General features: G+C 70.0%; 25 protein-coding genes. 11 read left to right on the top strand and 14 right to left on the bottom strand.

The features are described from left to right. Positions 1-24 precede the first annotated feature (24 nt). The gene (locus ACQPYY_RS15305) at positions 25-1,002 is read left to right on the top strand and encodes a COX15/CtaA family protein (RefSeq protein ID WP_433594226.1); all 978 of its coding nucleotides are present in this window, start codon (positions 25-27) and stop codon (positions 1,000-1,002) included. A 31-nt stretch (positions 1,003-1,033) separates the two neighbouring features. On the opposite strand, the gene ACQPYY_RS15300 is transcribed toward ACQPYY_RS15305, so the two are convergent. Continuing rightward, positions 1,034-2,098 carry a lipocalin-like domain-containing protein gene (locus tag ACQPYY_RS15300; protein WP_433594225.1) on the bottom strand — a complete coding sequence of 355 codons (1,065 nt, stop codon included), beginning with the start codon at positions 2,096-2,098 and terminating at the stop codon, positions 1,034-1,036. Positions 2,099-2,111: 13 nt separating this feature from the next. Continuing rightward, positions 2,112-3,398 (bottom strand): oxygenase MpaB family protein, encoded by a 1,287-nt coding sequence (locus tag ACQPYY_RS15295; protein ID WP_433594224.1) that lies wholly within the window; start codon positions 3,396-3,398, stop codon positions 2,112-2,114. A gap of 120 nt (positions 3,399-3,518) precedes the next feature. Between ACQPYY_RS15295 and ACQPYY_RS15290 the strand changes: the two genes are divergently transcribed. Beyond that, positions 3,519-4,166, top strand: coding sequence for a TetR/AcrR family transcriptional regulator (locus ACQPYY_RS15290; RefSeq protein WP_433594223.1), 648 nt, complete (start codon positions 3,519-3,521; stop codon positions 4,164-4,166). 37 nt (positions 4,167-4,203) lie between these two features. After that, on the top strand, positions 4,204-4,893 hold the full coding sequence (locus ACQPYY_RS15285) for a class I SAM-dependent methyltransferase (protein ID WP_433594222.1): 690 nt from the start codon (positions 4,204-4,206) through the stop codon (positions 4,891-4,893). A gap of 4 nt (positions 4,894-4,897) precedes the next feature. On the opposite strand, the gene ACQPYY_RS15280 is transcribed toward ACQPYY_RS15285, so the two are convergent. Both ACQPYY_RS15280 and ACQPYY_RS15275 read right to left on the bottom strand, forming a co-directional pair. Further along, positions 4,898-5,287 carry a TetR/AcrR family transcriptional regulator gene (locus ACQPYY_RS15280; RefSeq protein ID WP_433594221.1) on the bottom strand — a complete coding sequence of 130 codons (390 nt, stop codon included), beginning with the start codon at positions 5,285-5,287 and terminating at the stop codon, positions 4,898-4,900. Between the two features lie 22 nt (positions 5,288-5,309). Then, positions 5,310-6,182, bottom strand: a complete 873-nt coding sequence (locus tag ACQPYY_RS15275; RefSeq protein WP_433594220.1) for a class I SAM-dependent methyltransferase — start codon at positions 6,180-6,182, stop codon at positions 5,310-5,312. Between the two features lie 172 nt (positions 6,183-6,354). Between ACQPYY_RS15275 and ACQPYY_RS15270 the strand changes: the two genes are divergently transcribed. Beyond that, positions 6,355-6,747: a limonene-1,2-epoxide hydrolase family protein gene (locus ACQPYY_RS15270; RefSeq protein WP_433594219.1), complete on the top strand. Its 393-nt coding sequence runs from the start codon at positions 6,355-6,357 to the stop codon at positions 6,745-6,747. Positions 6,748-6,750: 3 nt separating this feature from the next. On the opposite strand, the gene nagB is transcribed toward ACQPYY_RS15270, so the two are convergent. The 5 genes from nagB to ACQPYY_RS15245 are packed head-to-tail and all read right to left on the bottom strand — an operon-like array spanning position 6,751 to position 11,878. After that, positions 6,751-7,533 carry a glucosamine-6-phosphate deaminase gene (nagB, locus tag ACQPYY_RS15265; RefSeq protein ID WP_433594218.1) on the bottom strand — a complete coding sequence of 261 codons (783 nt, stop codon included), beginning with the start codon at positions 7,531-7,533 and terminating at the stop codon, positions 6,751-6,753. Continuing rightward, the gene (locus ACQPYY_RS15260) at positions 7,521-8,687 is read right to left on the bottom strand and encodes an N-acetylglucosamine-6-phosphate deacetylase (RefSeq protein WP_433594217.1); all 1,167 of its coding nucleotides are present in this window, start codon (positions 8,685-8,687) and stop codon (positions 7,521-7,523) included. The genes nagB and ACQPYY_RS15260 overlap by 13 nt, the downstream gene beginning before the upstream one ends. Further along, positions 8,684-10,339: a phosphoenolpyruvate--protein phosphotransferase gene (gene ptsP / locus ACQPYY_RS15255; protein ID WP_433594216.1), complete on the bottom strand. Its 1,656-nt coding sequence runs from the start codon at positions 10,337-10,339 to the stop codon at positions 8,684-8,686. The genes ACQPYY_RS15260 and ptsP overlap by 4 nt, the downstream gene beginning before the upstream one ends. Beyond that, positions 10,329-10,592, bottom strand: a complete 264-nt coding sequence (locus tag ACQPYY_RS15250) for an HPr family phosphocarrier protein (protein WP_433594215.1) — start codon at positions 10,590-10,592, stop codon at positions 10,329-10,331. The genes ptsP and ACQPYY_RS15250 overlap by 11 nt, the downstream gene beginning before the upstream one ends. Then, positions 10,589-11,878 (bottom strand): PTS transporter subunit EIIC, encoded by a 1,290-nt coding sequence (locus ACQPYY_RS15245; protein WP_433594214.1) that lies wholly within the window; start codon positions 11,876-11,878, stop codon positions 10,589-10,591. The genes ACQPYY_RS15250 and ACQPYY_RS15245 overlap by 4 nt, the downstream gene beginning before the upstream one ends. A 123-nt stretch (positions 11,879-12,001) precedes the next feature. Here ACQPYY_RS15245 and ACQPYY_RS15240 point away from each other — a divergent pair, with 123 nt between their 5' ends. Together ACQPYY_RS15240 and ACQPYY_RS15235 are read left to right on the top strand one after the other, a co-directional pair. After that, on the top strand, positions 12,002-12,232 hold the full coding sequence (locus ACQPYY_RS15240; protein WP_213556172.1) for a glucose PTS transporter subunit EIIB: 231 nt from the start codon (positions 12,002-12,004) through the stop codon (positions 12,230-12,232). A 5-nt stretch (positions 12,233-12,237) separates the two neighbouring features. After that, positions 12,238-12,687, top strand: a complete 450-nt coding sequence (locus tag ACQPYY_RS15235) for a PTS sugar transporter subunit IIA (RefSeq protein ID WP_379098154.1) — start codon at positions 12,238-12,240, stop codon at positions 12,685-12,687. A gap of 67 nt (positions 12,688-12,754) precedes the next feature. On the opposite strand, the gene ACQPYY_RS15230 is transcribed toward ACQPYY_RS15235, so the two are convergent. Together ACQPYY_RS15230 and ACQPYY_RS15225 are read right to left on the bottom strand one after the other, a co-directional pair. Continuing rightward, a complete protein-coding gene (locus tag ACQPYY_RS15230; RefSeq protein WP_379098151.1) occupies positions 12,755-13,465 on the bottom strand; it encodes a GntR family transcriptional regulator in 711 nt (236 codons plus the stop codon). 41 nt (positions 13,466-13,506) lie between these two features. Next, on the bottom strand, positions 13,507-13,857 hold the full coding sequence (locus ACQPYY_RS15225) for a hypothetical protein (protein ID WP_379098148.1): 351 nt from the start codon (positions 13,855-13,857) through the stop codon (positions 13,507-13,509). Between the two features lie 108 nt (positions 13,858-13,965). On the opposite strand from ACQPYY_RS15225, the gene ACQPYY_RS15220 reads away from it, so the two are divergent. After that, positions 13,966-14,931: a quinone oxidoreductase family protein gene (locus tag ACQPYY_RS15220; RefSeq protein WP_433594213.1), complete on the top strand. Its 966-nt coding sequence runs from the start codon at positions 13,966-13,968 to the stop codon at positions 14,929-14,931. Positions 14,932-14,939: 8 nt separating this feature from the next. Here the strand turns inward: ACQPYY_RS15220 and ACQPYY_RS15215 are convergent, their stop codons facing one another. Then, positions 14,940-15,545 carry a TetR/AcrR family transcriptional regulator gene (locus ACQPYY_RS15215; protein ID WP_433594212.1) on the bottom strand — a complete coding sequence of 202 codons (606 nt, stop codon included), beginning with the start codon at positions 15,543-15,545 and terminating at the stop codon, positions 14,940-14,942. An 83-nt stretch (positions 15,546-15,628) separates the two neighbouring features. Here ACQPYY_RS15215 and ACQPYY_RS15210 point away from each other — a divergent pair, with 83 nt between their 5' ends. From ACQPYY_RS15210 to ACQPYY_RS15200, 3 genes are all read left to right on the top strand, one after another. After that, positions 15,629-17,095 carry an FAD-dependent monooxygenase gene (locus ACQPYY_RS15210; RefSeq protein WP_433594211.1) on the top strand — a complete coding sequence of 489 codons (1,467 nt, stop codon included), beginning with the start codon at positions 15,629-15,631 and terminating at the stop codon, positions 17,093-17,095. A 213-nt stretch (positions 17,096-17,308) separates the two neighbouring features. Beyond that, positions 17,309-18,706: a hypothetical protein gene (locus tag ACQPYY_RS15205; RefSeq protein ID WP_433594210.1), complete on the top strand. Its 1,398-nt coding sequence runs from the start codon at positions 17,309-17,311 to the stop codon at positions 18,704-18,706. 88 nt (positions 18,707-18,794) lie between these two features. Beyond that, on the top strand, positions 18,795-19,439 hold the full coding sequence (locus ACQPYY_RS15200) for a dihydrofolate reductase family protein (RefSeq protein ID WP_433594209.1): 645 nt from the start codon (positions 18,795-18,797) through the stop codon (positions 19,437-19,439). Positions 19,440-19,518: 79 nt separating this feature from the next. Here the strand turns inward: ACQPYY_RS15200 and ACQPYY_RS15195 are convergent, their stop codons facing one another. Both ACQPYY_RS15195 and ACQPYY_RS15190 read right to left on the bottom strand, forming a co-directional pair. After that, positions 19,519-20,391, bottom strand: coding sequence for an alpha/beta fold hydrolase (locus tag ACQPYY_RS15195; RefSeq protein ID WP_433594208.1), 873 nt, complete (start codon positions 20,389-20,391; stop codon positions 19,519-19,521). A gap of 121 nt (positions 20,392-20,512) precedes the next feature. Continuing rightward, the gene (locus tag ACQPYY_RS15190; RefSeq protein ID WP_433594658.1) at positions 20,513-21,529 is read right to left on the bottom strand and encodes a heme o synthase; all 1,017 of its coding nucleotides are present in this window, start codon (positions 21,527-21,529) and stop codon (positions 20,513-20,515) included. A 370-nt stretch (positions 21,530-21,899) separates the two neighbouring features. Here ACQPYY_RS15190 and tkt point away from each other — a divergent pair, with 370 nt between their 5' ends. After that, entirely contained in the window at positions 21,900-24,041 is a 2,142-nt protein-coding gene (gene tkt / locus ACQPYY_RS15185; protein ID WP_433594207.1) for a transketolase, read from the top strand. The last annotated feature ends 5 nt before the right edge of the window (positions 24,042-24,046 follow it).

The following is a 24,046-nucleotide window of genomic DNA, read 5'->3' as shown; positions in this document are numbered from 1 at the left end:
ATACGCCCCCGCTACCATCGGTGCGTGCTGTCTCGCGCCTTCCAGCGACTTGCCGACCTGTTCCCGATGCCCTCCTTGCGGGTGCAGCGGCTGATCGCCTTCCTGGTCATCCTGTCCCAGGCCGGAATCTCGGTGACCGGTGCGGTCGTCCGCGTCACCGCCTCGGGACTGGGCTGCCCCACCTGGCCGCAGTGCTTCCCCGGCAGCTTCGTGCCGACCGCGGTGGCCGAGGTGCCGGTGGTGCATCAGGTCGTCGAATTCAGCAATCGCATGCTGACTTTCGTGGTGTCGCTGGCCGCCGCGGCGATCGTGCTCGCGGTCACCCGGGCGCGGCGGCGGCGTGAGGTGCAGATCTACGCGTGGCTGATGCCGGGCGGCACCGTGTTGCAGGCCGTGATCGGCGGTATCACCGTGCGCACCGGGCTGCTGTGGTGGACGGTCGCGGTGCATCTGCTGGCGTCGATGCTGATGGTGTGGCTGGCCACGCTGCTGTGGGCCAAGGTCGGCGAACCCGACGACGGCATCGACACCGTGCGGGTGCCCCGGCCGCTGCGGCTGCTCACCGCCCTGAGCGGTGTCGCGATGACCGCCACCCTGATCGCGGGCACCCTGGTCACGGGCGCGGGCCCGCACGCGGGTGACAAGAGCGCCGAGCGACAGGTCGAGCGCCTCCAGGTCGAGATCGTGACCCTGGTGCACCTGCACGCCGAACTTCTCGTCGCCTACCTCTCGTTGCTGGTCGGACTGGCCTGCGGGCTGGCCGCGATCGGTATGAACAAGACCCTTCGTCAGCGGATGATCCTGGTGATCGCGCTGGTGTGCGGGCAGGCGTTGGTCGGCATCGTCCAGTACTTCACCCACGTGCCCGCCGTGCTGGTCGTCGTCCACGTGGGCGGCGCGGCCGCCTGCATCGCCGCCACCGCCGCCCTGTGGGCCGCGATGCGCACCCGCGAACCGCTGCCCGACTCGGCTCCGATTCCGGCGGGCCGGAGCGCCGCGTAGGTCTCGCACTCGCGATCGCCTGCCGCGCGGTTCAGCGCAGGGCGACGAGTTCGTGCAGCGTCGTGCCGGATTCGCGGTAGGGCGCGCCACCGTTGTGGACGGTCAACTCGAAGGTGGACCGGAACCGGAAGTAGGCCGGGTGGCCGATCAGCCTGTGCAGGAGCGGGCGCAGGGCACGCGATCGCACGAGCGGGACGTCGTCGAGCAGGTCGTGAGCGTGGATGACCGCGTCGACGGTGAGGCGTAGATCCAGCTGGTCCGGTACACGCAACTCGATCCATTCCGGATAGTCGCGCCCGGCGATCGGGTCGTGGCGTTTCGGCCCCTCGGTGAGAACCGCCTCGCCCGTGGACAACACGACGTCGTCCTGACACGCGAGCATCAACGGCGCGATGGCGTGCGAGCCCTGCCTGGGCTGGGTCAGAACCTGCGCGTACAGCAACGAGTAGTCGTCGGTGTAGAGCCGACCCCAGTGCCAGCGGTCGATGATGCGTTTCATATCGCCGGCGCCCCAGTTGTGGTCGGCGTAGCCGCGGCCGGTCACCGTCGACCGTCGCCCATCGATTTCCAGCGTGCCGTGCACTCTCGCACGCGGTGCGCCGACCATCCACCCGAAGCTCTCGCCTCCGGCGAAGCGAGTCTCGCCCTTGCCCGGCATCCACGCGGGCGTCTCGTTCTCGAAGGTCAGCTCGAAGGCCAGGCCATCTTCGGCCAGGCGGACGTGATGCCTGGGCAGCCCGTCGGTGGCGACCTCCGACCAGGCACGATTGTCGCCGATGCGCACATCGCACCGGTCGGCCGAAAAGCTGGTCGCCGCGGGCGAATACCGTTTGGACGTCTGCAGCCGGTCGCCGTCGGGTGTGTAGACGATCAATTCGACCCAGGGCCGCGCCCACGGCAGGTCCTCCGGGCGGCGTTTGATGAGGAAGCCGACGACGACGTGGCCGCTGTCGAGTTGCGCGTCGAAGTACCAGTGCTCGAACGCCATTCGGCTCGGCGATGGATGCCATCCGTTGTGATGGGGTTCGACTGTCGTGAGGACGCCGTCGCGACGTCCCGGCCCGTTCCAAGCCTCGGTGATCCCGATGCTCGTCACTGTCCGGCTCCTTTCAGCGCCGCAACGCGCCGGTGGCGTCGAATTGCGCTTCCCGGCCCAGCATTTGGGCGCGATACCAGTTCTCCCGGTGGCGCACCATGACCCGCTCGTGCAGCCGCGCGAACGGCGGGCAGGTCCGCCTTGCCAGTTCCATCGCGGTGATCAGCGGAAACCGTGCCACCGGCACCAGAATCCACGGGAACACCGCGGGCATGCGGTAGCGGCGGCGGGTGCCGGGGGCCATGTACATCGCCGCGTAGACGGAGTTGATCCGGTAGCCGTAGGCGGCGCGCACACGTTGCAGCCCATGCTGATTCGCACGCGGTGCGAACGCCGCCGGATACGATTCGATCAGCTCCGCGCCGTGGGCTCCCGCGTCGTAGGATCTGGCGACGATCGTCATGGCCAGCACCCGCAGGCTGTCGGCGATCGACTCGGGATACCAGCGCACCCGCACGCCGAGCAGATGGCCCAGGTAGCGCTGGAAGTGCAGGAGCGCACGGATTTCCGAGGGCGTGGTCTGATAGCCGAGCAGCCACAGGCCCAGGGCCGGGGTGACGCTGCCGCCGAGCAGGGTCAGCAGCTGGTAGGTCTGGCTGATCGGCAACCCCCACCGTTGCGTGTCCCATTCCGGATGTCCGGCGACGCGGGCCCGCACCGAGACGTGCATGACCCGGACCTTCATCGCGGTGGCGCGGCCGGCGGACCCGGGTGTCAGCAGCGCGCCCGGCTGGGAGACGTCGATCCAGAAGCGGCAGGTCTCGAGGAAGCGCCGCAGCGCGCTGTCCCCGGCGTATCCGCCGGCCAGCGAGAGCGGGGTGGCGACAGCCGCCTCGGTGTACATCTCCAGGGTCTCGGCGCCGGCGAAGCTGAACAGCATGGTGCCCCACCGCCGCCAGATGGCCGCGCCCTGCTCCACCAGGTCCGGGTCCACCCAGGCGGGACGAGTGTCGAACTCGGCGAACAGCTCCCGCATGGCCGCGGGCGCGTCGGGCACCGCGTCGAGGCCCGAGGCGAGCGCGGTGTCGAGCATGGCCCGCCCGGCCCGCGGTCCGGCCTCGCCGTGTATCACCTCGGCCACGAAGCGTTCGGCGACCGGGTCACCGGTGAACAGGTCCTCGCACAAGGCGCTCGCCTGCGCATCGGTGGGGAACGGCCCGCGGCCGGTGAGCGCGGTGAGAAGGCGTTCGAAACGCTTGGCGGCGGGCGTGTTCCGGCCTTCCCAATAGCGGAAGGCGGTCGGGCAGCGCGCCGGAACGGGCTGGTCAGCAGTGGGAGGCAAGGGAGTGTCCACCGACATGAGGATCCTTTCGATCCGATCCTGAACGGATCACACCATACTCCAAAGTATGGAATCGGTACCCTGAAGTATGGAATCCGCCTTCTACGATCGAGGAGTGCAGACCATGAACAGGCCCCGATGACCGCCGAGCCACCGCGCGCGGCCGCCACACCGCGCAGGTCCAGGAAAGCCGAAACACAGCAGCGCGATTCGGCGACCACCGCACGCACCGGAGGCCGCGCCCCCCGGCTCTCCTACGAGGACTGGGTGGACGGCGCGCTGGCCTTGCTGGCCCGCGAAGGACCGTCCGCGCTGCGCATTCCGCGCCTGTGCGCGGAACTCGGGGTCACCAAGGGCAGCTTCTACTGGCATTTCGATGACATCGGCCGGCTCGAGGAAGCCATGGCCGACCATTGGATCACCACCCAGGCCCGGGTGATCGCCGACCTCGCCGCGGTCGACTCGATTCCGGTGGAACAGCGCATCGAAGCGATGGGCGCGCTGCTCGTCGAACGCAACTGGCTGGTCGAGGCCACGGTGCGCGAGTGGTCACGGACCCGCCCGCAGGTCGCCGACGCCGTGCGCGAACTGGACCGCCGCATCTTCCAGGTCATCCAATCCGCCCTGACCGAACTCGGTTTCGACGCCGAAGCCGCCCGGCTGCGCGCGGGCGCGATGGTCTATCTCGGCATCGGTTTCATCCACGGCCACGACAGCCTGCCGACCCCGACATCCGAACAGATCAACACGGTCCTGGCGCTGCTCACCGCACCCGAACGGAGCTGAGCGAGCGCCTGGTCGACGTCCATCCACACCCGGCAAGATGGGTAGCGTGCCCGACCTGCTCGACGACGCCCACCTGGAACGGACTGCGGTAGTGGCGAACTCCGCCATGAACCGCGACCGCCGCCTCCCCGCCTATCGCCGCGAACTCGGCTTCGACCCCTCGGCCTGGCTGAGCGCACGGCCGGGCCCACAGCGCTGGCTCGATGTCGGATGCGGCAGCGCCCTGGCGCTTTTCGAGGCGGCGGAGGCCCTGTCGGGGCACACCCGGATCACCGGATTGGACCTGGTCGGCTACTTCGGCGGAACACCTCGCCCCGGCGTCGACCTGGTCACCGGTTCGGTCCTGTCCTGGGAGCCCGACGCCCCGATCGACCTGATCACCAGCGTCCACGCCATCCATTATGTCGGCGACAAACTCGACGCGCTGAGCCGCATGTCGTCGTGGCTCGCGCCCGACGGCCACCTCGCGATCAATTTCGACGCCACCGCGATTCGCGATGCCACCGGGTCCCCGCTGGGCCGCCGGCTCTCGACAGCCCTGCGTCACAACGGTTTCAGCTACTCCGCACGAACCCACCGTCTGACCCGGACCGGCCACGGCACGCCCCGGTGGGACTTCCACTACCTGGGCGCGGACCCGTCGGCGGGGCCGAACTACACGGGTCAGGAGGCGGTGACCTCCCACTACGCGTCCGAGGCTGCGGCGACCGCCGATTCTCGACGCTGAACTGTCAGCGCAGGAAGTGGGTGGGGGCGACTCGGACGGCGGGTTGGCGGCGGTCGGCGTGGCGTTCGAGGAGGAGCGCTTTCACGCCGCGGTCGCGGAGGCACGCGTCGAGGTAGGCGGTGGAGCCCGCCAGCAGGCGGGTGCGGCCGGGCGGGTGCGGGGCGATCGCGGCGTCGATATCGGCTTGCAGGCGCTCGTGGAATTCGCGGTGCAGGGCCAGCAGGTAGTTGGCGCGGGAGCCGAAGTGGTGGAAGAACGTGCCCTTCGAGACACCCAGTTCCGCGACCAGGATGTTGACGCTGACCGCCGCCAGACCCAGACTCTCGGCCAGCCGCAAACCGCTGTCGACCAGGGCGGCACGCGTGCGCGCGGCGGAATCCTCCCGCAAATTCACCGCGCGAATTGCTAGCGCAGATTCAGAGTCGGTCGGCGGTGAGGATGTGGCCGTCGGCTCGGAGGGAGCGGTGTTTGCCCTCGACTTTCGTTTCCACGGCCAGGGATTCGAGGTCTCGGTCGGCGGTGACGGTGAAGCCGTGGGTCGCGAGAAGGGTTGCCAGTGCCGCGGGGGTCCAGGTGGAGCGTTGGGGTTCGTGGGCCATGGGGTTGGGGCGGCCGGAGAGGGTGAGGATGAGTTGCATTGCCTTGCGGCCGTATTTGTAGGCGCGGTTGGGGGTGGGGTAGGTGACGATCAGGCGGCTGGCCGGGGCGCTGCACTGCGCGATCGCGGCTACCGTCGCGGTGACCTGGGCCGGGGTCAGGTAGGGGACGACGCCTTCCCAGATCCAGGTGGTGGGGACGGAGTCGTTGTGGCCGGCGGCGGCCAGGGCGGCGGGGAGGGAGTCCTTGGCGAAGTCGACCGCGACGAAGTGGATGTCGGCAATGGATTCGTGGTCGCCGAGGCGGGCACGTTTCTCTGCCTGGGAGGACGGGTGGTCGACTTCGTAGACCGGGGTGCCGCGCAGGTCGGACATTCGCCAGGCGCGGGCGTCCAAGCCCGCGCCGAGGATGACGAGTTGGGGATTGGCCGCGGCCAGCACGGCGTCGTCGATGGCGATGGTGCGGACCGCCATGACTTCGGCCGTGGCGGAGAGGAGTTCGTATTCCATGCGGGGGCCGAAAGAAGCCGGGACCGCGCCGGCTCGGACCAGGGTGACGAGGGCGCGTTCGTCGTCGGTCAGGAGTTCGGTGGCGATCGGGTCGGAGAATCTCCCGATACCCAGTCGGCCGTCGGCGACGGCCCGGCCCTCGCAGACCAGGATGGCGGTGCGGCTCGCTGCGCGCTCGGTCACTGGACCATTATTGGCGGTGAGGAGGGATTTCGCGCAGCGGCAGGCCGGGGCGGGTCGATGAGACAGGGATGGGGTCGAGTCTCACGGCGAGAAGAGGGTTGACAGTGCCGGGGTGGGGCGGGAGTTTGGCTGCTGTAGGTCAGGTCCGTCGCAGGAAAGGTCTCCCGCAGCAGTGAGCATCGAACACTCCAGCCAGTCCCCCGCCGAGGTCGTCAACGCGTTGTGCGCCGAATGGCTCACCGGCACACCGGAATCCATCGCGGAGTTCTTCACCGAGGACGCCGTGTACCACAATATTCCGATGGATCCGTTCGTCGGCAAGGCCGCGATCCTGGAGTTCCTGCGCGGGTTCATCGGCGCGTTCGGCGGGATCGAGTTCTCGATCCACCATCAGGCCGTCACCGGCAACATCGTGCTCAATGAGCGCACGGATCGATTCAGCCTCGGCGACAATAAGATCGAACTGCCGGTCACCGGCGTGTTCGAGGTGCGCGACGGGAAGATCGCGGCGTGGCGGGACTACTTCGACATGGCCCCGTTCGCGGCCATGCAGGCGGGCGCGTAGCGGTCAGAAACTCTGCCAGGAAGGCTTGTTCGCGACCGCGAAACGGTAGTAGTCGACGGCCTTCAGGTTCGCCGCGGCGGCCGGGTCGACGATGACCGTGACGTGCGGATGCATCTGCAGGATCGAGGCGGGGCAGAACGCCGAGACCGGGCCCTCCACGGCGGTCGCGACCGCCTCGGCCTTGCCCTCGCCGGTGGCGATCATCAGCAGATGGCCCGCGTCGCTGATGGTTCCGAGGCCCTGGGTGAGCACGTGGGTGGGCACCTGCGCGAGGTCGTCGTCGAAGAAGCGGGCATTGTCCTCGCGGGTCTTCGGCGTCAGGGTCTTCACGCGGGTCCGCGAGCGCAGCGAGGAGCCGGGCTCGTTGAAGCCCAGGTGGCCGTTGGCGCCGATGCCGAGGATCTGCACCGAGATCGGACCGTTCGCGGCGATGGCGCGCTCGTAATCGGCTGCGGCGGCGGGGATGTCGGCGGCATTGCCGTCGGGGCTGTGCACGTCGGCGTCGGCGAAGTCGACGTGGGCGGTGAATTCGTCGCGGATGAACTGGCGGTAGGACTGGGGGTGCCCGGGCGGCAGGCCGATGTACTCGTCGAGCAGGAACGCCTGCACCCCGGCGAAACTCAGCCCTTCCTCCCGGTGCTGCCGGATCAGCTCCCGATACGCCCCCAACGGCGAGGACCCCGTGGCCAATCCGATGGCGCGGGCTCCGCGGCGGACGTGGTCGGCCATGATGCGGCCGGCCAGAACACCGGCCTCGGCGGCGTTGTCGGTGATCACGAGTTCCATATCGCTCCGTTCTTGTACACGCTCACGGGATCCAGGAAGTGGTCGGTGACCAGCAGGTCGGCGCGCATCCCCACCGACAGCGCGCCGAGGTCACCGGCCAGGCCGAGCAGCCGGGCGGGTGTGGCGCAGGCGGCGGTCACGGCCGCGGTCAGGTCGACACCGGCCTGGAAGACGGTGCGGCGCAGGACATCCGACGCGGTGGCGGTGCCACCGGCGATGGGTCCCTCACCGTTCGGGTCGTAGATGCGGGAGACGCCGTCCTTCACGACGACATCCAGACTGCCCAACTGGTAGCGGCCGTCGGGCTGACCCGCGGCGGCCATCGCATCGGTGATAAGGGCCAGATTGTCGGGGCCGATGGTGTCGAAGACCATGCGGACGACCCCGTCGGCCAGATGTACGCCGTCACCGATCACCTCGGCCACCACGTCCCCGCGCCCGGCGGCGGCCATGGCGGCGGTGAGGAAGTTGGCGTCGCGATGCGCCAGCTCGGGCATGGCATTGAACAGGTGGGTGATCGACACCCGCCGCCCGCGTCGCAGCGCGTGCACCGACCGGGCGTAGTCGGCGACGGTGTGTCCCAGGGAGAGAATCACATTCGCGTCGGCGAGCACGCTGGCGACCTGGTCGAAGTTGGCGGTTTCCGGGGCCACGGTCACCGACAGGATGCGCCCGCCCGCGTAGTCCAGCAGCCGCTCCAGCAAAGCCGGATCACCGGGCAGGATGCGGTCCGGGTCATGGGCCCCGCACCGGTGCTCGCTGATGAACGGACCCTCCAGATGGATACCGGCCAGCAGTCCCGCGTCCACGGCGGTGCCGACCACATCGATGCGGTCGCGCAGTTCGGCTTCGGTGGCCGACACCAGCGAGGCGACCAGGGTGGTGGTGCCGCGCCCACGGTGATAGCGGGCGGCGGCGGCCACACCCTCGGCATCGGTCTCGGGGAAGCCGAATCCGCCGCCACCGTGGCAGTGCACGTCGATCAACCCCGGCAGGATGATCGGCGACTCCTCGTTCGTCTCCGGCAGCCGACCGTCGAATTCCGCTGCCGGACCGACATAGTCGAGAAACGGGCCGTCGAACGACACCACCCCGTCGGCGAGCTCGCCCACCTCGGTGAGTGTGACGACCCGGCCCCGCAGGGTGGTCCTCACGTATCCGCCCCCAGGGCGGCTCGCGCGGCCGATAAGGCGTCCGCGGCGGTGCGGGCCGACACCACCGCCGCCGCGGCGGCTGCACACTGGGCCCGGGTCACCGACGCGAGCCGGGCGCGCACCCCGGCGAGGGAGCGGGGCGCCATGGACAGCGTCTCCACCCCGAGACCCACCAGCACACAGGCGAAGTCGGGATGGGACGCGGACTCCCCGCAGACCCCGACCTTCACGCCCTGCTTCGCGGCCCCGGACACCGCCAGGGCGATGGTCGCGGCCAGCGCGGGCTGCCACGGATCGTGCAGCGCCGCCACCGCCGAGGACATCCGGTCCGCGCCGAACAGATATTGCGACAGGTCGTTGGTCCCGAGGGAGAAGAACTCCACCTCCGCCCCGAGCTGCTCGGAACGCAGTGCGGCGGCGGGGATCTCGATCATGATGCCGGGCGTTTCGAGCCCGGCCTCGCGGGCGCGGGCGGCGAAGTAGGCCGCCTCCTCCACGGTGGCGACCATGGGCGCCATGACCTTGACCGGGGTCCCGGTCGCCTTGACCGCGGCCTCGATCGCGGCGAGCTGGCCGAGCAGCGTCCCCTCATCGACGCTGCTCAATCGCAGTCCGCGCACACCCAGTGCCGGGTTCTCCTCGTCCGGGAGGTCGAGATACGGCAGCGGCTTGTCCGAGCCCGCGTCGAGGGTGCGGACGATGACCGGCCGGTCGCCCATGACCCGGAAGATCTCCGCGTATCGCTCGGTCTGCTCGGCCACGGTGGGCGCGGATTTCCGGTCCAGGAACAGGAATTCGGTCCGGAACAGGCCGACGCCCTCGGCCCCGAGTTCGACGGCTAGCCGCGCATCGGCGGCGGAGCCGACATTGGCGAGCAGGGGCACCGCGTGGCCGTCGGACGTGCGCCCCGGACCGGTCGGCGCGTCTGCCTGACGCGCCCGAACAGCCGCGACTTCCTGGCGACGGCCCGCGTTCGGTTCGAGCTCCACCACACCGGCGGTCCCGTCCAGCACGATCTCGGTGCCCTCGGTGATCCCGGCCGCGTCCGGCGCGGCCACCACGGCCGGAATGCCCAGGGCCTTGGCCAGAATCGCGGTGTGCGAGGTGGGCCCGCCCGCCACGGTGAGCAGCCCGATCACCCGCTCGGGATCCAGCGTCGCGGTGTCCGCGGGCGCGAGATCCTGGGCGGCGAGTATGAAAGACGTCGCGCTGTCCGGGATTCCGGGCGGATCCACGCCCAGCAGTTCCGCGACCACCCGCTGCCCCACGTCACGCAGGTCCGAGGCCCGTTCGGCCATCATCCCGCCGAGCGCGGTGAGCTGTTCCCCGAAGTGCGCGACCGCCCGGGTGACGGAATGCGCGGTCGGCGTCCCGCCCCGGATCTCGGCGCGCACCTGGTCCAGCAGGGCCGGGTCGGCGGCCAGCGCGGAGGTCATGAACAGGATGTCGGCCGCCGGCCCGGCGGCCTCGAGCGCCTGCGTGGAGTACCGGCCCGCGACGGTCTCGAATGCGGTGTCCGCGCGCGCGATCTCGGCTTCGACGTCGCTCCCGGGTGCGTCGTCCGGACTGGTGACGGGCGCGGCGGCCAGCCACTTCACCGATCCGATCGCGATCCCGGGGGCGGCGGCGACGCCGCGCACCTCACGCGTCAAGATCTGTCTCCAGCATCGAGACCAGCTTATCGAGGGCCGTCTCGGCCCCGTCCTCGGCGTGCAGGGTGACGGTGTCGCCCTGTTCGGCGCCGAGGGTCATGATCTGCAGCAGCGAGTTGGCGGCGACGGGATCCTTGCCCTCCTTCGAGATCTTCACGGGCACACCGGCCTCCCCGGCGGCCTTGGCGAACAGGGCAGCGGGCCGAGCGTGCAGTCCGGTCTTCGAGGCGATGACGGCGGTTCGGGTGATCATGCTGCGATGTTCTCCTTCTCGATTTCGGACTCGTCCGGTTCCCGGCCGGGTGTCGGCAGGTTCCAGCGCTTGATGATGAAGCTGAAGGTGACGTAGTACAGCGCCGCGTACCCGAGTCCGATCGGGATCAGCAGCAGCGGGTGCGTGGCCTTGCCGAAGTTCAGCAGGTAGTCGATGGCGCCGGCCGAGAAGGTGAAGCCGTCGTGGATGCCCAGCGCGTTGGTCAGCGCCAGCGCCGATCCGGTGAAGAGGGCGTGGATCAGCAGCAGCGGCCACGCCACGAAGATGAATGAGAACTCCAGCGGCTCGGTGATTCCGGTGAGGAACGCGGTCAGACCGGTGGACAGCATGATGCCGCCGATCATCTTGCGGTGCTCCGGGCGGGCGTGCCGCCAGATGGCGATGGCCGCGGCGGGCAGGCCGAACATCATGATCGGGAAGAAGCCGGTCATGAAGGTGCCCGCGGACGGGTCGCCGGCCAGGAAGCGCGGGATGTCGCCGTGGACGCCGTTGTAGTCGCCGATCACGAACCACACCACCGAGTTGATGATGTGGTGCAGGCCCAGCGGCAGCAGCATGCGGTTGGCGAAGCCGAACACGCCGCCACCGGCGACCGAGTTGTCGGCGACGGTGGTGCCCAGCCAGGTGAGCGCGGCATTGAAGGCGGGGTAGATGAACGACATGAGCACGCCGATGACGACGGCGGCGCACGCGGTGAGGATGGGCACCAGGCGGCGGCCGGAGAAGAAGCCGAGGTAATCGGGCAGCTGGGTGCGGTGGAAGCGGGACCACAGCGAGGCCGCGGTCAAGCCCATGACGATGCCGCCGAGAACACCGAAGTTCACCAGCTGCGAGGCCTTGGCGGTGGCCATGTCGGCCACGACGGGGCAATCCCAGTGCGCCGCACGGAACAACCAGCCAAGCACCGGACCACAGCTACCATCCAGCACCACCGGCGACATGGCCTTGAGGACGCCGGTGAAGGCGAGGTAGCCGACCACTGCGGCCAGCGCGGTGGACCCGTCGGACTTCTTCGCCCAGCCGATGGCGATACCTACCGCGAACAGCAGCGGAAGGTTGTCGATGAGGGTTCCGCCCGCGCCCGCGAGGACCGCGGCGACCGAGTGCAGCGGCGAGAATCGGCCGAGCATGTCGTCTTGTCCCAGCCTCAGCAACAGTCCTGCGGCGGGTAGCGTGGCAATCGGCAGCATCAAGCTACGGCCGAGCTTCTGCAGTCCGGATAGATCGAGCTTCTTACGAGAGCTCTCGGCGGCGGCGTCGGCCATGGCGGGTCCTCAGTTTGTGAATGGTGTCACGCGCACTGCCTACGATCAGTTAGCGTCACTGGTTATAACCAGACATATACTGGTTATAACCAGCTTTGTCTACTCGACACGCACGGAGGAAATATGTCGAAAGCGAATCAAATCGTCGCGGGCCTGGGTGGCGCGGACAACATCGTCGAGGTGGAGGGCTGCATCACCCGCTTGCGCGTGGAGGTCAAGGACGCGGGCAAGGTCGACGACAAGGCGCTCAAGGCCGCCGGCGCGCACGGCGTCGTGAAGATGGGCGACGCGGTGCAGGTCGTCGTCGGCCCCACCGCCGACGCGCTCGCCGAAGACATCAACGACATGATCTGACGGCCATGAGCACCGAGATTCTCGCACCGCTCGACGGCCGCTCCATGCCCCTGTCCGAGGTTCCCGATCCGGTCTTCTCCGCGGAGATGGTGGGCGCGGGCGCGGCCATCGAACCGCCCGACACCGATGCCGCGACCACCGTGGTCGCCCCGGTCGCCGGATCGATCGTGAAGCTGCACCCGCACGCGGCGGTCATCGTGACCGCCGATGGCACCGGCGTGCTGCTGCACGTCGGCATCGACACCGTCGGCAAGCCGGATCTGTTCGAGGTCAAGGCCGCCGAGGGCGATCGGGTCGAGGTCGGCGATCCGCTGATCACCTTCTCCCCCAACGCGGTTCGCCGCCTGGGCCTGAGTGCCGCGGTGCCGGTGGTGGTCATGGACAGCACCCCCGGCTCGGCCCGCGGAGTCACCGCCGGTGAGATCGCCACGGGCGCGGTCCTTTTCACCATCTGACCCCGCGACGACAAGAACCGCTGTCCCGGACGGGGCAGCGGCTCAGTCGTTTCCAGGCGTCGAAAGGCTAGGCGTCCTCGGCCGAGACGGTCATGTACACCTGGTAGCGGTCGGCCCGGTACCAGGACTGCGCGTGCTCGACGGCCCGATCACGCGAGTACGAGATCCGGTCGAAAGCCAGGAGCGGGGAACCGGTTTCGGTGCCCAGCCAGCCCGCGTGCCGTTCGTCGGCGGCCACCGCGCGCACGCTCTGCTCGGCCCGGTCGATCGGGCAGTCGTACTCCCGCGACAGCAGCGCGTACAGCGACTGCGTCAGTTCATGGTCCAGCAGATCCGGCAGCAGATCGACGCGGTACCAGCCGTCGTCGATCGACATGGGCAGGCCGTCGGCCAGCCGCAGCCGGACCAGGTGATACGCCTTGGTGTTCGCCGCCAGCCCCAGCGCGCTCGCCGACGCGGCGGGCGGCACCGCGTAATCGGTGTGCAGCACCACGGTGCCGGGGGTACGGCCCAGGCGGCGCATGTCGTCGGTGAACGACGCCATGTGCAGCCGCGATCGGGCCACCCGTTCGGCCACGAAGGTGCCCTTGCCGGGGACGCGGGTGATGACGCCCTCGGATTCGAGCTGGCCCAGCACCTCGCGCACGGTCATGCGGCTGACTCGGTAGTCGTCGCAGAGCTGGCGTTCGCTGGGCAGCATCTCACCGGGACGCAGGGTGGCGCACAGGGTGGTGAGGGCCGACCGCAACTGCGCCTGTTTGGTCACCCGACCCGGCACGTCGTTCCGGTCCTTTCCGCCCCCGCCTGCTGCGGGCGCGGTCATTTCTCGTTGCGCGCCTTGGGGAATCGCTTCTGACGCGCGACCCAGCCCGCCATCTTGGCCCAGTGCCCCTTCGCGGGGGTCACCTTGGAGATCAGCTCGCGGTCCCATTCGTCGGCCTCGGTCAGGCCGTCGACGGTCTCGACGAGGGACTTGGCGGACTCCAGCGAGCCGACGACCCGGTCACCCAGCACGCCGTCGGCGCCGACGAGGGTGACCCGGACGCCGACGCGGCCGATGGGCTGCAGCACCGCGGTCGCCGAACCGCCGTGCTCGGCGACGAATCCCTTGACGGAATCCACGACGGACGGCGACAGCTTCTCGGGTGCCGGGGCGGCGGTAGCGCTCATGTGTCGCAGTTTACCCACCGGTAAATCAGCGTCCATGGACCGCCGTGCATCTCACACTCGGCGTGCCGCCGCACACGCCGATTCCGCGCCGGTGTCAGACTGGTCGGCATGCGCGCCATCCAGGTTTCCGAGCACGGCGGTCCCGAGGTCCTGCGGCTGGTGGAGGTGCCCGACCCGCAGGCGGGTCCGGGGCAGCTGCTGGTGCGGACGCAGGCCATCGGAATCAACTTCATCGACACCTACATTCGGACCGGGCGCTACCCGCAGCCGGTGCCCTACATCCCGGGCGCCGAGGGCAGCGGCGTGGTGGAGGCGATCGGGGACGGCGTCACCGACTTCCGGGTCGGGGACCGGGTGGCGTGGGCGGCCGCGCCGGGCAGTTACGCCGAACTGGTGGTCGTGCCTGCGGCCGTGGCGATTCCGGTGCCCGCCGGGGTGGACGCGCCGGTGGCGGCGTCGGCGCTGTTGCAGGGCATGACCGCGCACTACCTGATCGAGTCGATCTACCGGCCCGAGCCGGGCGAGACGGTGCTCGTGCACGCGGGTGCGGGCGGGGTCGGGTTGATCCTGACCCAGCTGCTGAGCGCGCGCGGGGTGCGGGTGATCACCACGGTGTCGACCGACGACAAGGAGAAGCTGTCGCGCGAGGCCGGGGCAGCCGACGTGTTGCGCTACGACGACGACATCGCCGCGCGCGCCCGCGAACTCACCGACGGGGAGGGCGTGGCCGCGGCCTACGACGGGGTCGGCGCGTCCACCTTCGAATCCAGCCTGGCCGCGACCCGGATCCGGGGCATGGTGGCGCTGTTCGGCGGGGCGAGCGGGCCGGTGCCGCCGTTCGATCTGCAGCGGCTCAACCCGCTGGGCTCACTGTTCGTGACCCGGCCGACACTGGTGCACTACACCCGCGATCGGGCCGAATTGCTGTGGCGGGCAGGCGATATCATGAACGCCATCGCCGAGGGGACGCTGCGGGTGCGGGTGGGCGGCAGCTATCCGCTCGCCGACGCCGAGCAGGCGCACCGGGACCTGGAGGGTCGCCGGACCACGGGCTCGATCGTGCTGGTGCCCTGAGGTTTTCGTCAGTCCGGATCGCGGCCGGTGAGGCCGCGGTAGATGAATCGAGTGAGGGCGTCCACGGCCTGCTCGTCGGTGAGCGTCAGGCCGCCCTCCTCGACCGCCTGCAGCAGGCCCGTCGCCGAGGCGAACATCATGGACAGGCTCGCGTCGTCGGAGCCGGGTAGGCGCGGGCCCGCCGGACCGAAGCCGTCGAGATGGTCGGCCACCTCGTCGCGCTGTTCGGTCGCGAAACGCGTTGCGATGCGGGCGAAGTCGTCGTTGACCAGGGCGGCCTGCTGGACGGCGCGCAGGACCGGCCAGTTCTTGCGGGCGAAGGCCCAGTAGCTCGCGATGTGGAAGCGCACCGAGGCCGGATCGGTGAAGTCGGCGATGTGCGCGGGATCGGCGGCGGAGATGTCGCTCTCGTCAGCCAGGTCCTTCAGCAGCGCCTGGAGCAGTTCTTCCTTGCTCGCGAAATGGTTGTAGAACGAGCCCGCGGCGCGATCGGCCGCGGCCGTGATGTCGGTGATCTTCGTATTGAGGTAGCCGCGCTCGGCGAACAGCCGCCGGGCGGCGGCTTTGAGCGCCTGCTCGGTCTCGGCCGACCTCTCACTGCGGCGTGCTGCCACGATCCACCTCCTTGACAGCGGAAGGTACCACCCAGAATACTGAATTCCAGTTCAGTGAATTTGCATTCAGTATTGGAGTTGTCATGAATCCGCAGGTCATCATCGCGGGAGCCGGACCGACCGGGCTCACCCTCGCCATCGATCTGGCGCGCCGCGGGGTCGCGGTGCGCATCGTGGACCGCGCCGCGGAGTTCTTCGCCGGATCGCGCGGGGACGGACTACAGCCGCGCACCCTCGAGGTCTTCGACGATCTCGGCGTACTCGACGCGGTGCTCGCCCACGGCGCGCCGCAGGCCCCGCTGCTGGTCCACCTGGACGGGGAGTTCGTGATGGAGCGGCGGATGAGCGCCTGGCGCGAGCCCAGCGCCGATGTGCCGCACCCGAATCCGTGGGTGCTCGCCCAGGCCGACACCGAGCGGGTACTGCGCGAGCGGCTGGCGGAGTTCGGCGTGCGGGTCGAATCCGGCACGGCGCTGGCCGATTTCAGCGCCGACCCGGACGGGGTGACGGTGAGGCTGGAACACGACGGCGTGACCGAGCAGGTGCGGGCCGGGTACCTGGTGGGCGCGGACGGCGGGCGCAGCACCGTGCGCAAGGCGCTCGGGATCGCGTTCGAGGGCGTCACCGACGAGTCGATTCGCCTGTTGCTCGGGGATGTGTGCGCGGACGCGCTCGATCATTCGGTGGGCTACTGGTTCGCCGATTCCGACTCCCCCATGGACGGAATCGCGTTGATGCCCTTGCCCGGCGGGCGGAAATTCCAGTTCGCGACCGGACTCGACGCCGACTCCGGAACCGGCCTGGAGGTGTTGCAGGAGCATGTGACGCGCCGGTCGCGCCGCGCCGACATCGTGCTCAGCGACCTGAGCTGGTCGACGGTGTGGCGGCCGAATGTCCGTCTGGCGCAGCGGTATCGGTCCGGGCGGGTGTTTCTGGCCGGGGACGCGGCGCACGTGCATCCCCCGACCGGCGGGCAGGGTCTCAATACCGGCGTTCAGGACGCCTACAACCTGGGCTGGAAACTCGCGGCCGCGCTGCGTGATCCGGGGGCCGCGACCGACGCCCTGCTCGACAGCTACGAGACCGAGCGGCGGGCGGTGGCCGCACGGGTGCTGGGCCTGAGTTCCGAGCTGCTCGACAAGACCGTGAAGGGCGATCCGGACGCCATGGATCGGGAGGGCACCCATCAGCTCGACATCAGTTATCGGGACGCTCAGGACAATTCGCCCGCAGTGCGGGCCGGGGACCGCGCACCGGACGCACCGCTGATCGACGCGAACGGCAAGACCGTCCGATTGTTCGACCTGTTCCGCGGTCCGCACGCCACCCTGCTGGTGTTCGGGCGGGACACGACCGGCGATCCGGACCGCTCCCCCGTGACCGACCTGCGGACCGTACGCCTGATCGGAACCGAAACCGCGCTGGTCGAGGGCGAATTCAGCGATGCCGAGGGGCACGCGCGCCGCGGCTACGACGCCACCGACGGCACCTGGATGATCGTGCGCCCCGACGGCCATCTCGGCGCCGTCGGCACCGCTACCGCGCGGTAGCTCGCGGGTCCCGGGTTCCCGGTCCCGAGCTGTGCAACCCCTGGGAACCCGGGCGCCGGGTGAACCGTGCAGAATGATCATGCTGCCGCGCAAGACGATTCGCCCGGACCGAACATTTTCGGCCACGCGAGGGAGTCGCGACCCCGTAAGGTGGTCGCGGCGAGGGTTCGGGCGGCCGGCAGGTAGAGGCGCATCGGTCAGAGGTGGTCTGGGATGTTGGTGAAGGTCCGTAACGACGACCCGTCGCGGCTGTCGAGCACCGAGCGCACCGTGGTGAACTGGCTCAAATCCTGGAGCGGGCCGCACGCCGTGCCCGGCATCGCCGTGGTGCAGTGCCAGGACGCCGACGTGGTGGTGTGGACGCCGCAGACCTGTGTGGTGGTCGGGGTGCACGGATTCACCGAGCGGGTCAGCGGGACGCTGTCGTGCGCACAAGACGAGCCGTGGACCGTGGACGGGGAGCCCGCGCCGATCGACGGCGACGGCGATCCGCTCGACGGGGTGCACCGCCAGACCATGGACCTGGCCGAGCAATTGCGTTCGGCCCCCGGCCGGGAGGCGGTGCCGGTCAGCGGGCTGGTGCTGCTGGTTCCGCAGCTGGGCAGCCGGGTCAAGCTGGAAAAGGGCGATCTGCCAACGGGTATAGACGTCCTCATCGGTGATGGCCCGTCCTCCCTGCGCGCCTATTTCACCTCCCTCGCCGAGGGCGCGCCCGCGTCGTGGGACGCCGCGCAGGTCGGGCAGGCGCTGGGCGCGCTCGGGTTCGCCGCCGCCGCAACGTATTCCGACCTGGTGTCGGAGGGCTTCCCCGTACCGGACTCCGCGCGCGACGCACCGCTGCCGTTCGCGAACCGGCCCACCGAGGTGATGGTTCCCTCGGTGCCGCCGGCCGCTTCGATCCCCGAGGACAGCAGACCCCCGCTGTCCAAGCGGGAGCCGGGCGCGACCGGTCACGGCAGCGCCGAATCCCGGAGCGGCGCCTCGGGCACGCCCCGGCCGGGCGATCGCCCTGTGGCGCAGCAGGAATCGGCCGCCGGGCGCGGTCCCGGTGTCGGCGCCGCCATCGCGGGCGCGACCTCCGCGACCGCCGCCGAGCGGGCCTACCGCGCACTCGCGGGCACTTCCGAACCCCCGCAGGGACCCGGCCGCACCCCGCCACCCCCGACGCCTGTTCCGGGTGCGGCCCAGGCCGGACGACCGCCGGGACCGCCACCGGCCGGGCAGCCGCCGCAGCCCCGGCCGGGCATCGGCGCGGGCCCCCAGATCCGGCCCGAGCCCGCCCAGTCCGGTCCCCCGCAATGGTCGGTGCCGACCGCCCAGCAGGAGCGCGACCGGTTCCCCCTCTGGAACGAGCCGCAGCCGAGCGGGGGCGGCCGCAAGCGCCGTCGCGACCTGCCGATCCTCGGCGGGCTGCTGCTGGCGTTGGTCATTCTCTTGATCGCCATCGCCTGCGTGGGCGGCGGGAGCACCCCGACGAAGTCGCCGGACAAGCAGCCGCAGCCGACGCGTTCGGCTGTCGTCGACAGCCCCACGTCCGGGCATTCCGTCGATCCGACGCTGCCCAAGACCACGGTGCCGCCCGCCTGCTTCCCGTTGCAGCCCTGCCGCTGATCCGGTCGGTCGTGTCGATCGAGCGGATCGCCGTTCGATGAGAGGGTAGGGGCGGAACCGCCGCCCACTCACCCGAGAGGCTCGCGCCATGCCGAAGCTCCGCGTCCACAATTACGCCGTCTCCCTGGACGGTTTCGCCGCCGGCCCGGATCAGGGTCCCGACACGCCCCTCGGGGTCGGTGGAGAACGCCTGCACGACTGGGTGTTCCGCACCCGCTACGGCCGCGAGATGATCGGCGAGCCCGGCGGCGATCCCGGGCCCGACAACGACTTCCTCGCCGCCGGTGACGTCAATATCGGCGCCACCATCATGGGCCGCAATATGTTCGGCCCGGTCCGCGGCGAGTGGCCCGACCACTCCTGGACCGGCTGGTGGGGCGACAACCCGCCGTATCACCACGACACCTTCGTGATGACCCATCACCCGCGCCCGGCGCTGCCCATGAAGGGCGGCACCACCTTCCACTTCGTCTCCGGCACGCCCGAGCAGGTGCTGGCGCAGGCGTTCGAGGCGGCGCGGGGCCAGGATGTGCGGCTCGGCGGCGGCGCGAGCACGGTGCGCGCCTTCCTCGCCGCCGGGCTGATCGACGACCTGCACATGACGATCGTCCCGACGCTCCTCGGCACGGGTGAGCGCCTGTTCGACAACCTCGGCACGCTGCCCAGCTACCGGGTCAGCGACATGCTCGCCACGGCGGCCGTCACCCACGTCTGGCTCACCAAGGTGTCCTAGAGCCCGCTCCCGAGCGCCGGCCTCCAGACCGACGGTCCGCCAACGGATCACCGTGGCGGACCGTTCGGGGTTGCGGGCCTCAGCCCTGATCCGTGTCGAGGATCTCGCGCAGCCGCGCGGCGAAGGGCTCGGGCTGACCCGGGTAGCCGGAGTCGGGGTCGCTGAAGCCGCCGTGGTGGCTGGGGAAGACGGCCGGGGTCGAACCGAGCAGGGCGGCGGTGGCCTCGGCGGTGCGGGCGGTGAAGGTGCCGGCGGACTCCTCGCCGACGGCGATGACGACGCGGGTGGGCGCGGCTCGCAGTGCGGCGGGGTCGGGGGTGTAGCCGGTGATGGCCCAGGACGCGTCGGACAGCAGGGGGTCGTCGCGGGTGCCGTCGTCCTCGGTGGGCATGCCGAACATGGCCGGATCAGCCGGGGGCTGGGCGAAGTACGCATCGGTGAATTCACCCTGCCAGGAGGTGAGGGCGATGAAGGCGGCCATCCCCGCGAAAGAGCCCTTGGCCTGGTAGGCGTCGCGGACCTGGGCCTGCGCGCGGGCGGCGGCCTCGGCGTCGGGCAGCACGGTGATGATCGGGGGCTCGTGCGCGACGAGAGTGGTCACATCGCCGGGATGGGCGGTGACCAGGGCCAGTGCGGTGACCGCGCCGCCGCTGCTGGCGAACAGGTCCACCGGGCCCACGTTCAGGGCGGCGACGAGGGCGTGGACGTCCTCGGCCTGCACGGTCGGGGAGTTGTCGGTCCGGCCGTCCTTGCGGACACTGCGGCCGAGCCCGCGCGGGTCGTAGGTGATGACGGTCCGGTCCGGGAAGTACGCCGCCAGCGCGGTGAAACCTTCCGCGGTCATCGGCTGGCCGATCATCAGCAGCGGCCGGTGCGCGCTCTCCGACAGCGCGGGTCCCCGCAGATCGTAGGCGAGGTCGACGTCGGGCAGAGCCAGGATGTGTTCGGTCATCGGGCGGCTGTTCCTCTCGGTGCGAGGGCGGAGGTTCCGCCCTTCACCTTCCCATCGAACAGCGACGGGCCGAATCGACACGCACGCCCGAAAATTCACCGCCGCCGCCCGGCGGCGGGGGTCAGGACCAGCCGAAGAGGGTGTGTCCGATGGTGTTCCAGCCCAGCACCGAGTCCACGGCCAGACCGCAGAACACGACGGCCAGATAGTTGTTGGACTGCAGGAACAGTCGCAGCGGCTTGACCGATTCGCCCTTGCGGACACCGGAGTACAGCTGGTGCGCCATCAACAGGAACCAGGCGCCCGCGACCAGCGCGGTCGCGGCGTAGATCACGCCCGCCGCGGGGACCAGGGCGAAGGTGGCCAGCACGGTCGCCCAGGTGTAGAGGACGATCTGCCGGGTGACGGTCTGCTCGGTGGCCACGACCGGGAGCATCGGGACGCCCGCGGCCTTGTAGTCCTCCTTGTACCGCATGGCCAGCGCCCAGGTGTGCGGCGGCGTCCAGAAGAAGATGACCAGGAACAGCACGATCGCGGGCCAGCCGATAGTGCCGGTGACCGCGGACCAGCCGACCAGGGCGGGCATGCAGCCCGCCGCGCCGCCCCACACCACGTTCTGCGAGGTGCGGCGCTTGAGGCCGAGGGTGTAGACGAAGACGTAGAACAGGATGGTCGCCACGACCAGCGCGCCGGAGAGCAGGTTGGCCTGCCACCACAGCCAGGCGAACGACGCCAAGCCGAGGGTGACGCCGAACACGAAGGCGTTGCGGGTGGGGACGGCCTCGCGGGCCAGCGGACGCTTGGAGGTCCGCTTCATCACCTTGTCGATGTCGGCGTCGGCGACACAGTTGAGGGTGTTGGCGCTGGCCGCGCCCATCCAGCCGCCGAACAGGGTGACCAGGATCAGACGGATGTCGACATTGCCGCGGTCGGCCAGCAGCATGGTGGGAATCGTTGCGACGAGCAGCAATTCGATGACCCGGGGCTTGGTCAGCGCAATGTAGGCGAGCACCCGCCTGGTCGCCGCCGAGATCGGGCCGCTACCCGTCACCCGGTCGGCGAGCACCGCCCCGGAGGAGCCGTGAGCGCCACCCGGCTGTTGCCCAATCCCCACAGTTTCTCCTCGCACGCCGTGCATCATCCGATCGGTCTGGATTCAGTGGTGCGCGATCCAGACCCGGTCCGGTGCGAAATCCGGACACGGTGCGGCGCGGCCACTACTACAGAGCATGGTAGACCCACGGCGACCATGCTCCCGACCAGGTCCACCCCGACGCGCACCGAGACCGGTTCGCGACGCGTACACCGGGCAGTCACGAACAGGTCCGCGAAACGCCACGAACCGACGACGCGGCGGCAAGTGAATGCGGGTTCCCTTATGACCACGAAACGCCGCCCTTTAGGGTGGTTGTAGATCGGTGCGGCCGCGTCGCACCCGGATCGAACGCAGCGATTCCCGCCGCCGCCCACAACCGCATCGTTGACGAATGGTCAGGAGAACCTCGGTCGTGTCAGTCACAGACGACATCCGCGCGCTCACTCAGCCGAACCACCCCACCGACTGGACCGATCTGGACACCAGAGCCGTCGACACGGCCCGGGTCCTCGCCGCCGACGCGGTCCAGAACGCCGGCAACGGCCACCCGGGCACCGCGATGAGCCTCGCTCCGCTGGCCTACACCCTGTTCCAGCGCGTGATGCGCCTGGATCCGGCGGATCCGGCGTGGGTGGGTCGCGACCGTTTCGTTCTGTCGTGCGGCCACTCCAGCCTCACCCTCTACATCCAGCTGTACCTGGCCGGCATGGGTCTCGAGCTGACCGACCTCGAGCACCTGCGCAAGTGGGGCTCGCTGACCCCGGGCCACCCGGAGTACCGCCACACCGACCACGTCGAGATCACCACCGGCCCGCTGGGCCAGGGCCTGGCCTCGGCGGTGGGCATGGCGATGGCGTCGCGGCGTGAGCGCGGCCTGTTCGATCCCGAAGCGGCGCAGGGCGAGAGTGCGTTCGATCACTTCATCTATGTCGTCGCCTCCGACGGTGACATGGAGGAGGGCGTCACCTCCGAGGCGTCCTCGCTGGCGGGCACCCAGCAGCTGGGCAATCTGGTCGTCTTCTACGACGACAACAGGATCTCCATCGAGGACGACACCCGTATCGCGTTCACCGAGGACGTCGCGGCGCGCTACGCGGCCTACGGCTGGCACGTGCAGACCGTCGAGGGCGGCGAGAACGTCACCGCCATCGAGGAAGCCATCGCCGCCGCGCAGGCCGTGACCGACAAGCCGTCGATCATCCTGCTGCGCACCATCATCGGCTTCCCGGCCCCGAACAAGATGAACACCGGTTCCTCGCACGGCGCCGCGCTGGGCGTCGACGAGGTCGCGGCCACCAAGAAGATCCTGGGCTTCGACCCGGAGAAGAGCTTCGACGTGGACGCCGCCGTGATCGCGCACTCGCGCGGCAATGTCGCCGACCGCGGCAAGGCCGCCCGCGCGGCCTGGCAGGAGCAGTTCGAGGCGTGGGCCGCCGCGAACCCGGAGAACAAGGCGCTGTTCGACCGCCTGCAGGAGCGTCGCCTGCCCGAGGGCTGGACCGAGACCCTGCCGGTGCACGAGCCGGGCAAGGCCATGGCGACCCGTAAGGCGTCCGGCGCGGTGCTCGCGGCGCTGGCCCCGGTGCTGCCGGAGCTGTGGGGCGGTTCGGCCGACCTCGCCGAGTCCAACAACACCACCATGCCGGGTGCGGCGTCCTTCGGCCCGGAGTCGATCTCCACGGGCGCGTGGAAGGCCAACCCGTACGGCCGGACCCTGCACTTCGGTGTACGTGAGCACGCCATGGGCTCGATCCTGAACGGCATCGCCCTGCACGGACCGACCCGTCCGTACGGCGGCACCTTCCTGGTGTTCTCCGACTACATGCGTCCCGCGGTGCGCCTGGGCGCACTCATGCGCACCCCGGTCACCTACGTGTGGACCCACGACTCCATCGGCCTGGGCGAGGACGGCCCCACCCACCAGCCGATCGAGCACCTGGCCGCGCTGCGCGCCATCCCCGGCCTGAACGTGGTCCGCCCGGGCGACGCCAACGAGACCACCTACGCCTGGCGCACCATCCTGGAACGCGATAGCGCCGAACGGCATTCGCACTTCCTGGTCTCCGAGCCGCCGCACCAGGACGGCCCGTCCGCGCTGGCGCTGACCCGTCAGGACCTGCCGATCCAGGAGGGCACCAGCTACGAGGGCGTCCGCAAGGGCGGCTACATCCTGGCCGAATCCTCCACCGGCACACCGCAGGTAATCCTGATCGCCACCGGTTCGGAACTGCAGCTCGCGGTCGACGCGCGCGCTACGCTCGAGGCACAGGGCATCGGCACCCGCGTGGTGTCCATGCCGTGTGTGGAGTGGTTCGACGCGCAGGAGCAGTCCTACCGCGACGAGGTGCTGCCGCCGTCGGTGCGGGCCCGCGTCACGGTGGAGGCCGGCATCGCGATGCCGTGGCACCGTTTCACCGGCGACGCCGGTGAGAACGTCTCCATCGAGCACTTCGGTGCCTCGGCCGACTTCAAGACGCTGTTCCGCGAGTTCGGCATCACCGCCGATGCCGTGGTCGCCGCTGCCACCCGCTCGCTCGCCAAGGTGAAGGGATAGTTGTC

The organism is Nocardia sp. CA-145437 (assembly GCF_050956485.1).
Taxonomy (GTDB): domain Bacteria; phylum Actinomycetota; class Actinomycetes; order Mycobacteriales; family Mycobacteriaceae; genus Nocardia.
This window is presented reverse-complemented; position numbering and strand designations above follow the sequence as displayed.

Coding starts and splice junctions, on each gene's coding strand:
- ACQPYY_RS15200 (WP_433594209.1), top strand. CDS start 18,795: ATGCCGAAGCTCCGCGTCCACAATTACGCCGTCTCCCTGGACGGTTTC.
- ACQPYY_RS15295 (WP_433594224.1), bottom strand. CDS start 3,398: ATGTCGGTGGACACTCCCTTGCCTCCCACTGCTGACCAGCCCGTTCCG.
- ACQPYY_RS15220 (WP_433594213.1), top strand. CDS start 13,966: ATGCGCGCCATCCAGGTTTCCGAGCACGGCGGTCCCGAGGTCCTGCGG.
- ACQPYY_RS15285 (WP_433594222.1), top strand. CDS start 4,204: ATGGGTAGCGTGCCCGACCTGCTCGACGACGCCCACCTGGAACGGACT.
- ACQPYY_RS15195 (WP_433594208.1), bottom strand. CDS start 20,391: ATGACCGAACACATCCTGGCTCTGCCCGACGTCGACCTCGCCTACGAT.
- ACQPYY_RS15235 (WP_379098154.1), top strand. CDS start 12,238: ATGAGCACCGAGATTCTCGCACCGCTCGACGGCCGCTCCATGCCCCTG.
- ACQPYY_RS15225 (WP_379098148.1), bottom strand. CDS start 13,857: ATGAGCGCTACCGCCGCCCCGGCACCCGAGAAGCTGTCGCCGTCCGTC.
- ACQPYY_RS15240 (WP_213556172.1), top strand. CDS start 12,002: ATGTCGAAAGCGAATCAAATCGTCGCGGGCCTGGGTGGCGCGGACAAC.
- ACQPYY_RS15205 (WP_433594210.1), top strand. CDS start 17,309: ATGTTGGTGAAGGTCCGTAACGACGACCCGTCGCGGCTGTCGAGCACC.
- ACQPYY_RS15290 (WP_433594223.1), top strand. CDS start 3,519: ATGACCGCCGAGCCACCGCGCGCGGCCGCCACACCGCGCAGGTCCAGG.
- ACQPYY_RS15250 (WP_433594215.1), bottom strand. CDS start 10,592: ATGATCACCCGAACCGCCGTCATCGCCTCGAAGACCGGACTGCACGCT.
- nagB (WP_433594218.1), bottom strand. CDS start 7,533: ATGGAACTCGTGATCACCGACAACGCCGCCGAGGCCGGTGTTCTGGCC.
- ACQPYY_RS15245 (WP_433594214.1), bottom strand. CDS start 11,878: ATGGCCGACGCCGCCGCCGAGAGCTCTCGTAAGAAGCTCGATCTATCC.
- ACQPYY_RS15190 (WP_433594658.1), bottom strand. CDS start 21,529: ATGCACGGCGTGCGAGGAGAAACTGTGGGGATTGGGCAACAGCCGGGT.
- ACQPYY_RS15210 (WP_433594211.1), top strand. CDS start 15,629: ATGAATCCGCAGGTCATCATCGCGGGAGCCGGACCGACCGGGCTCACC.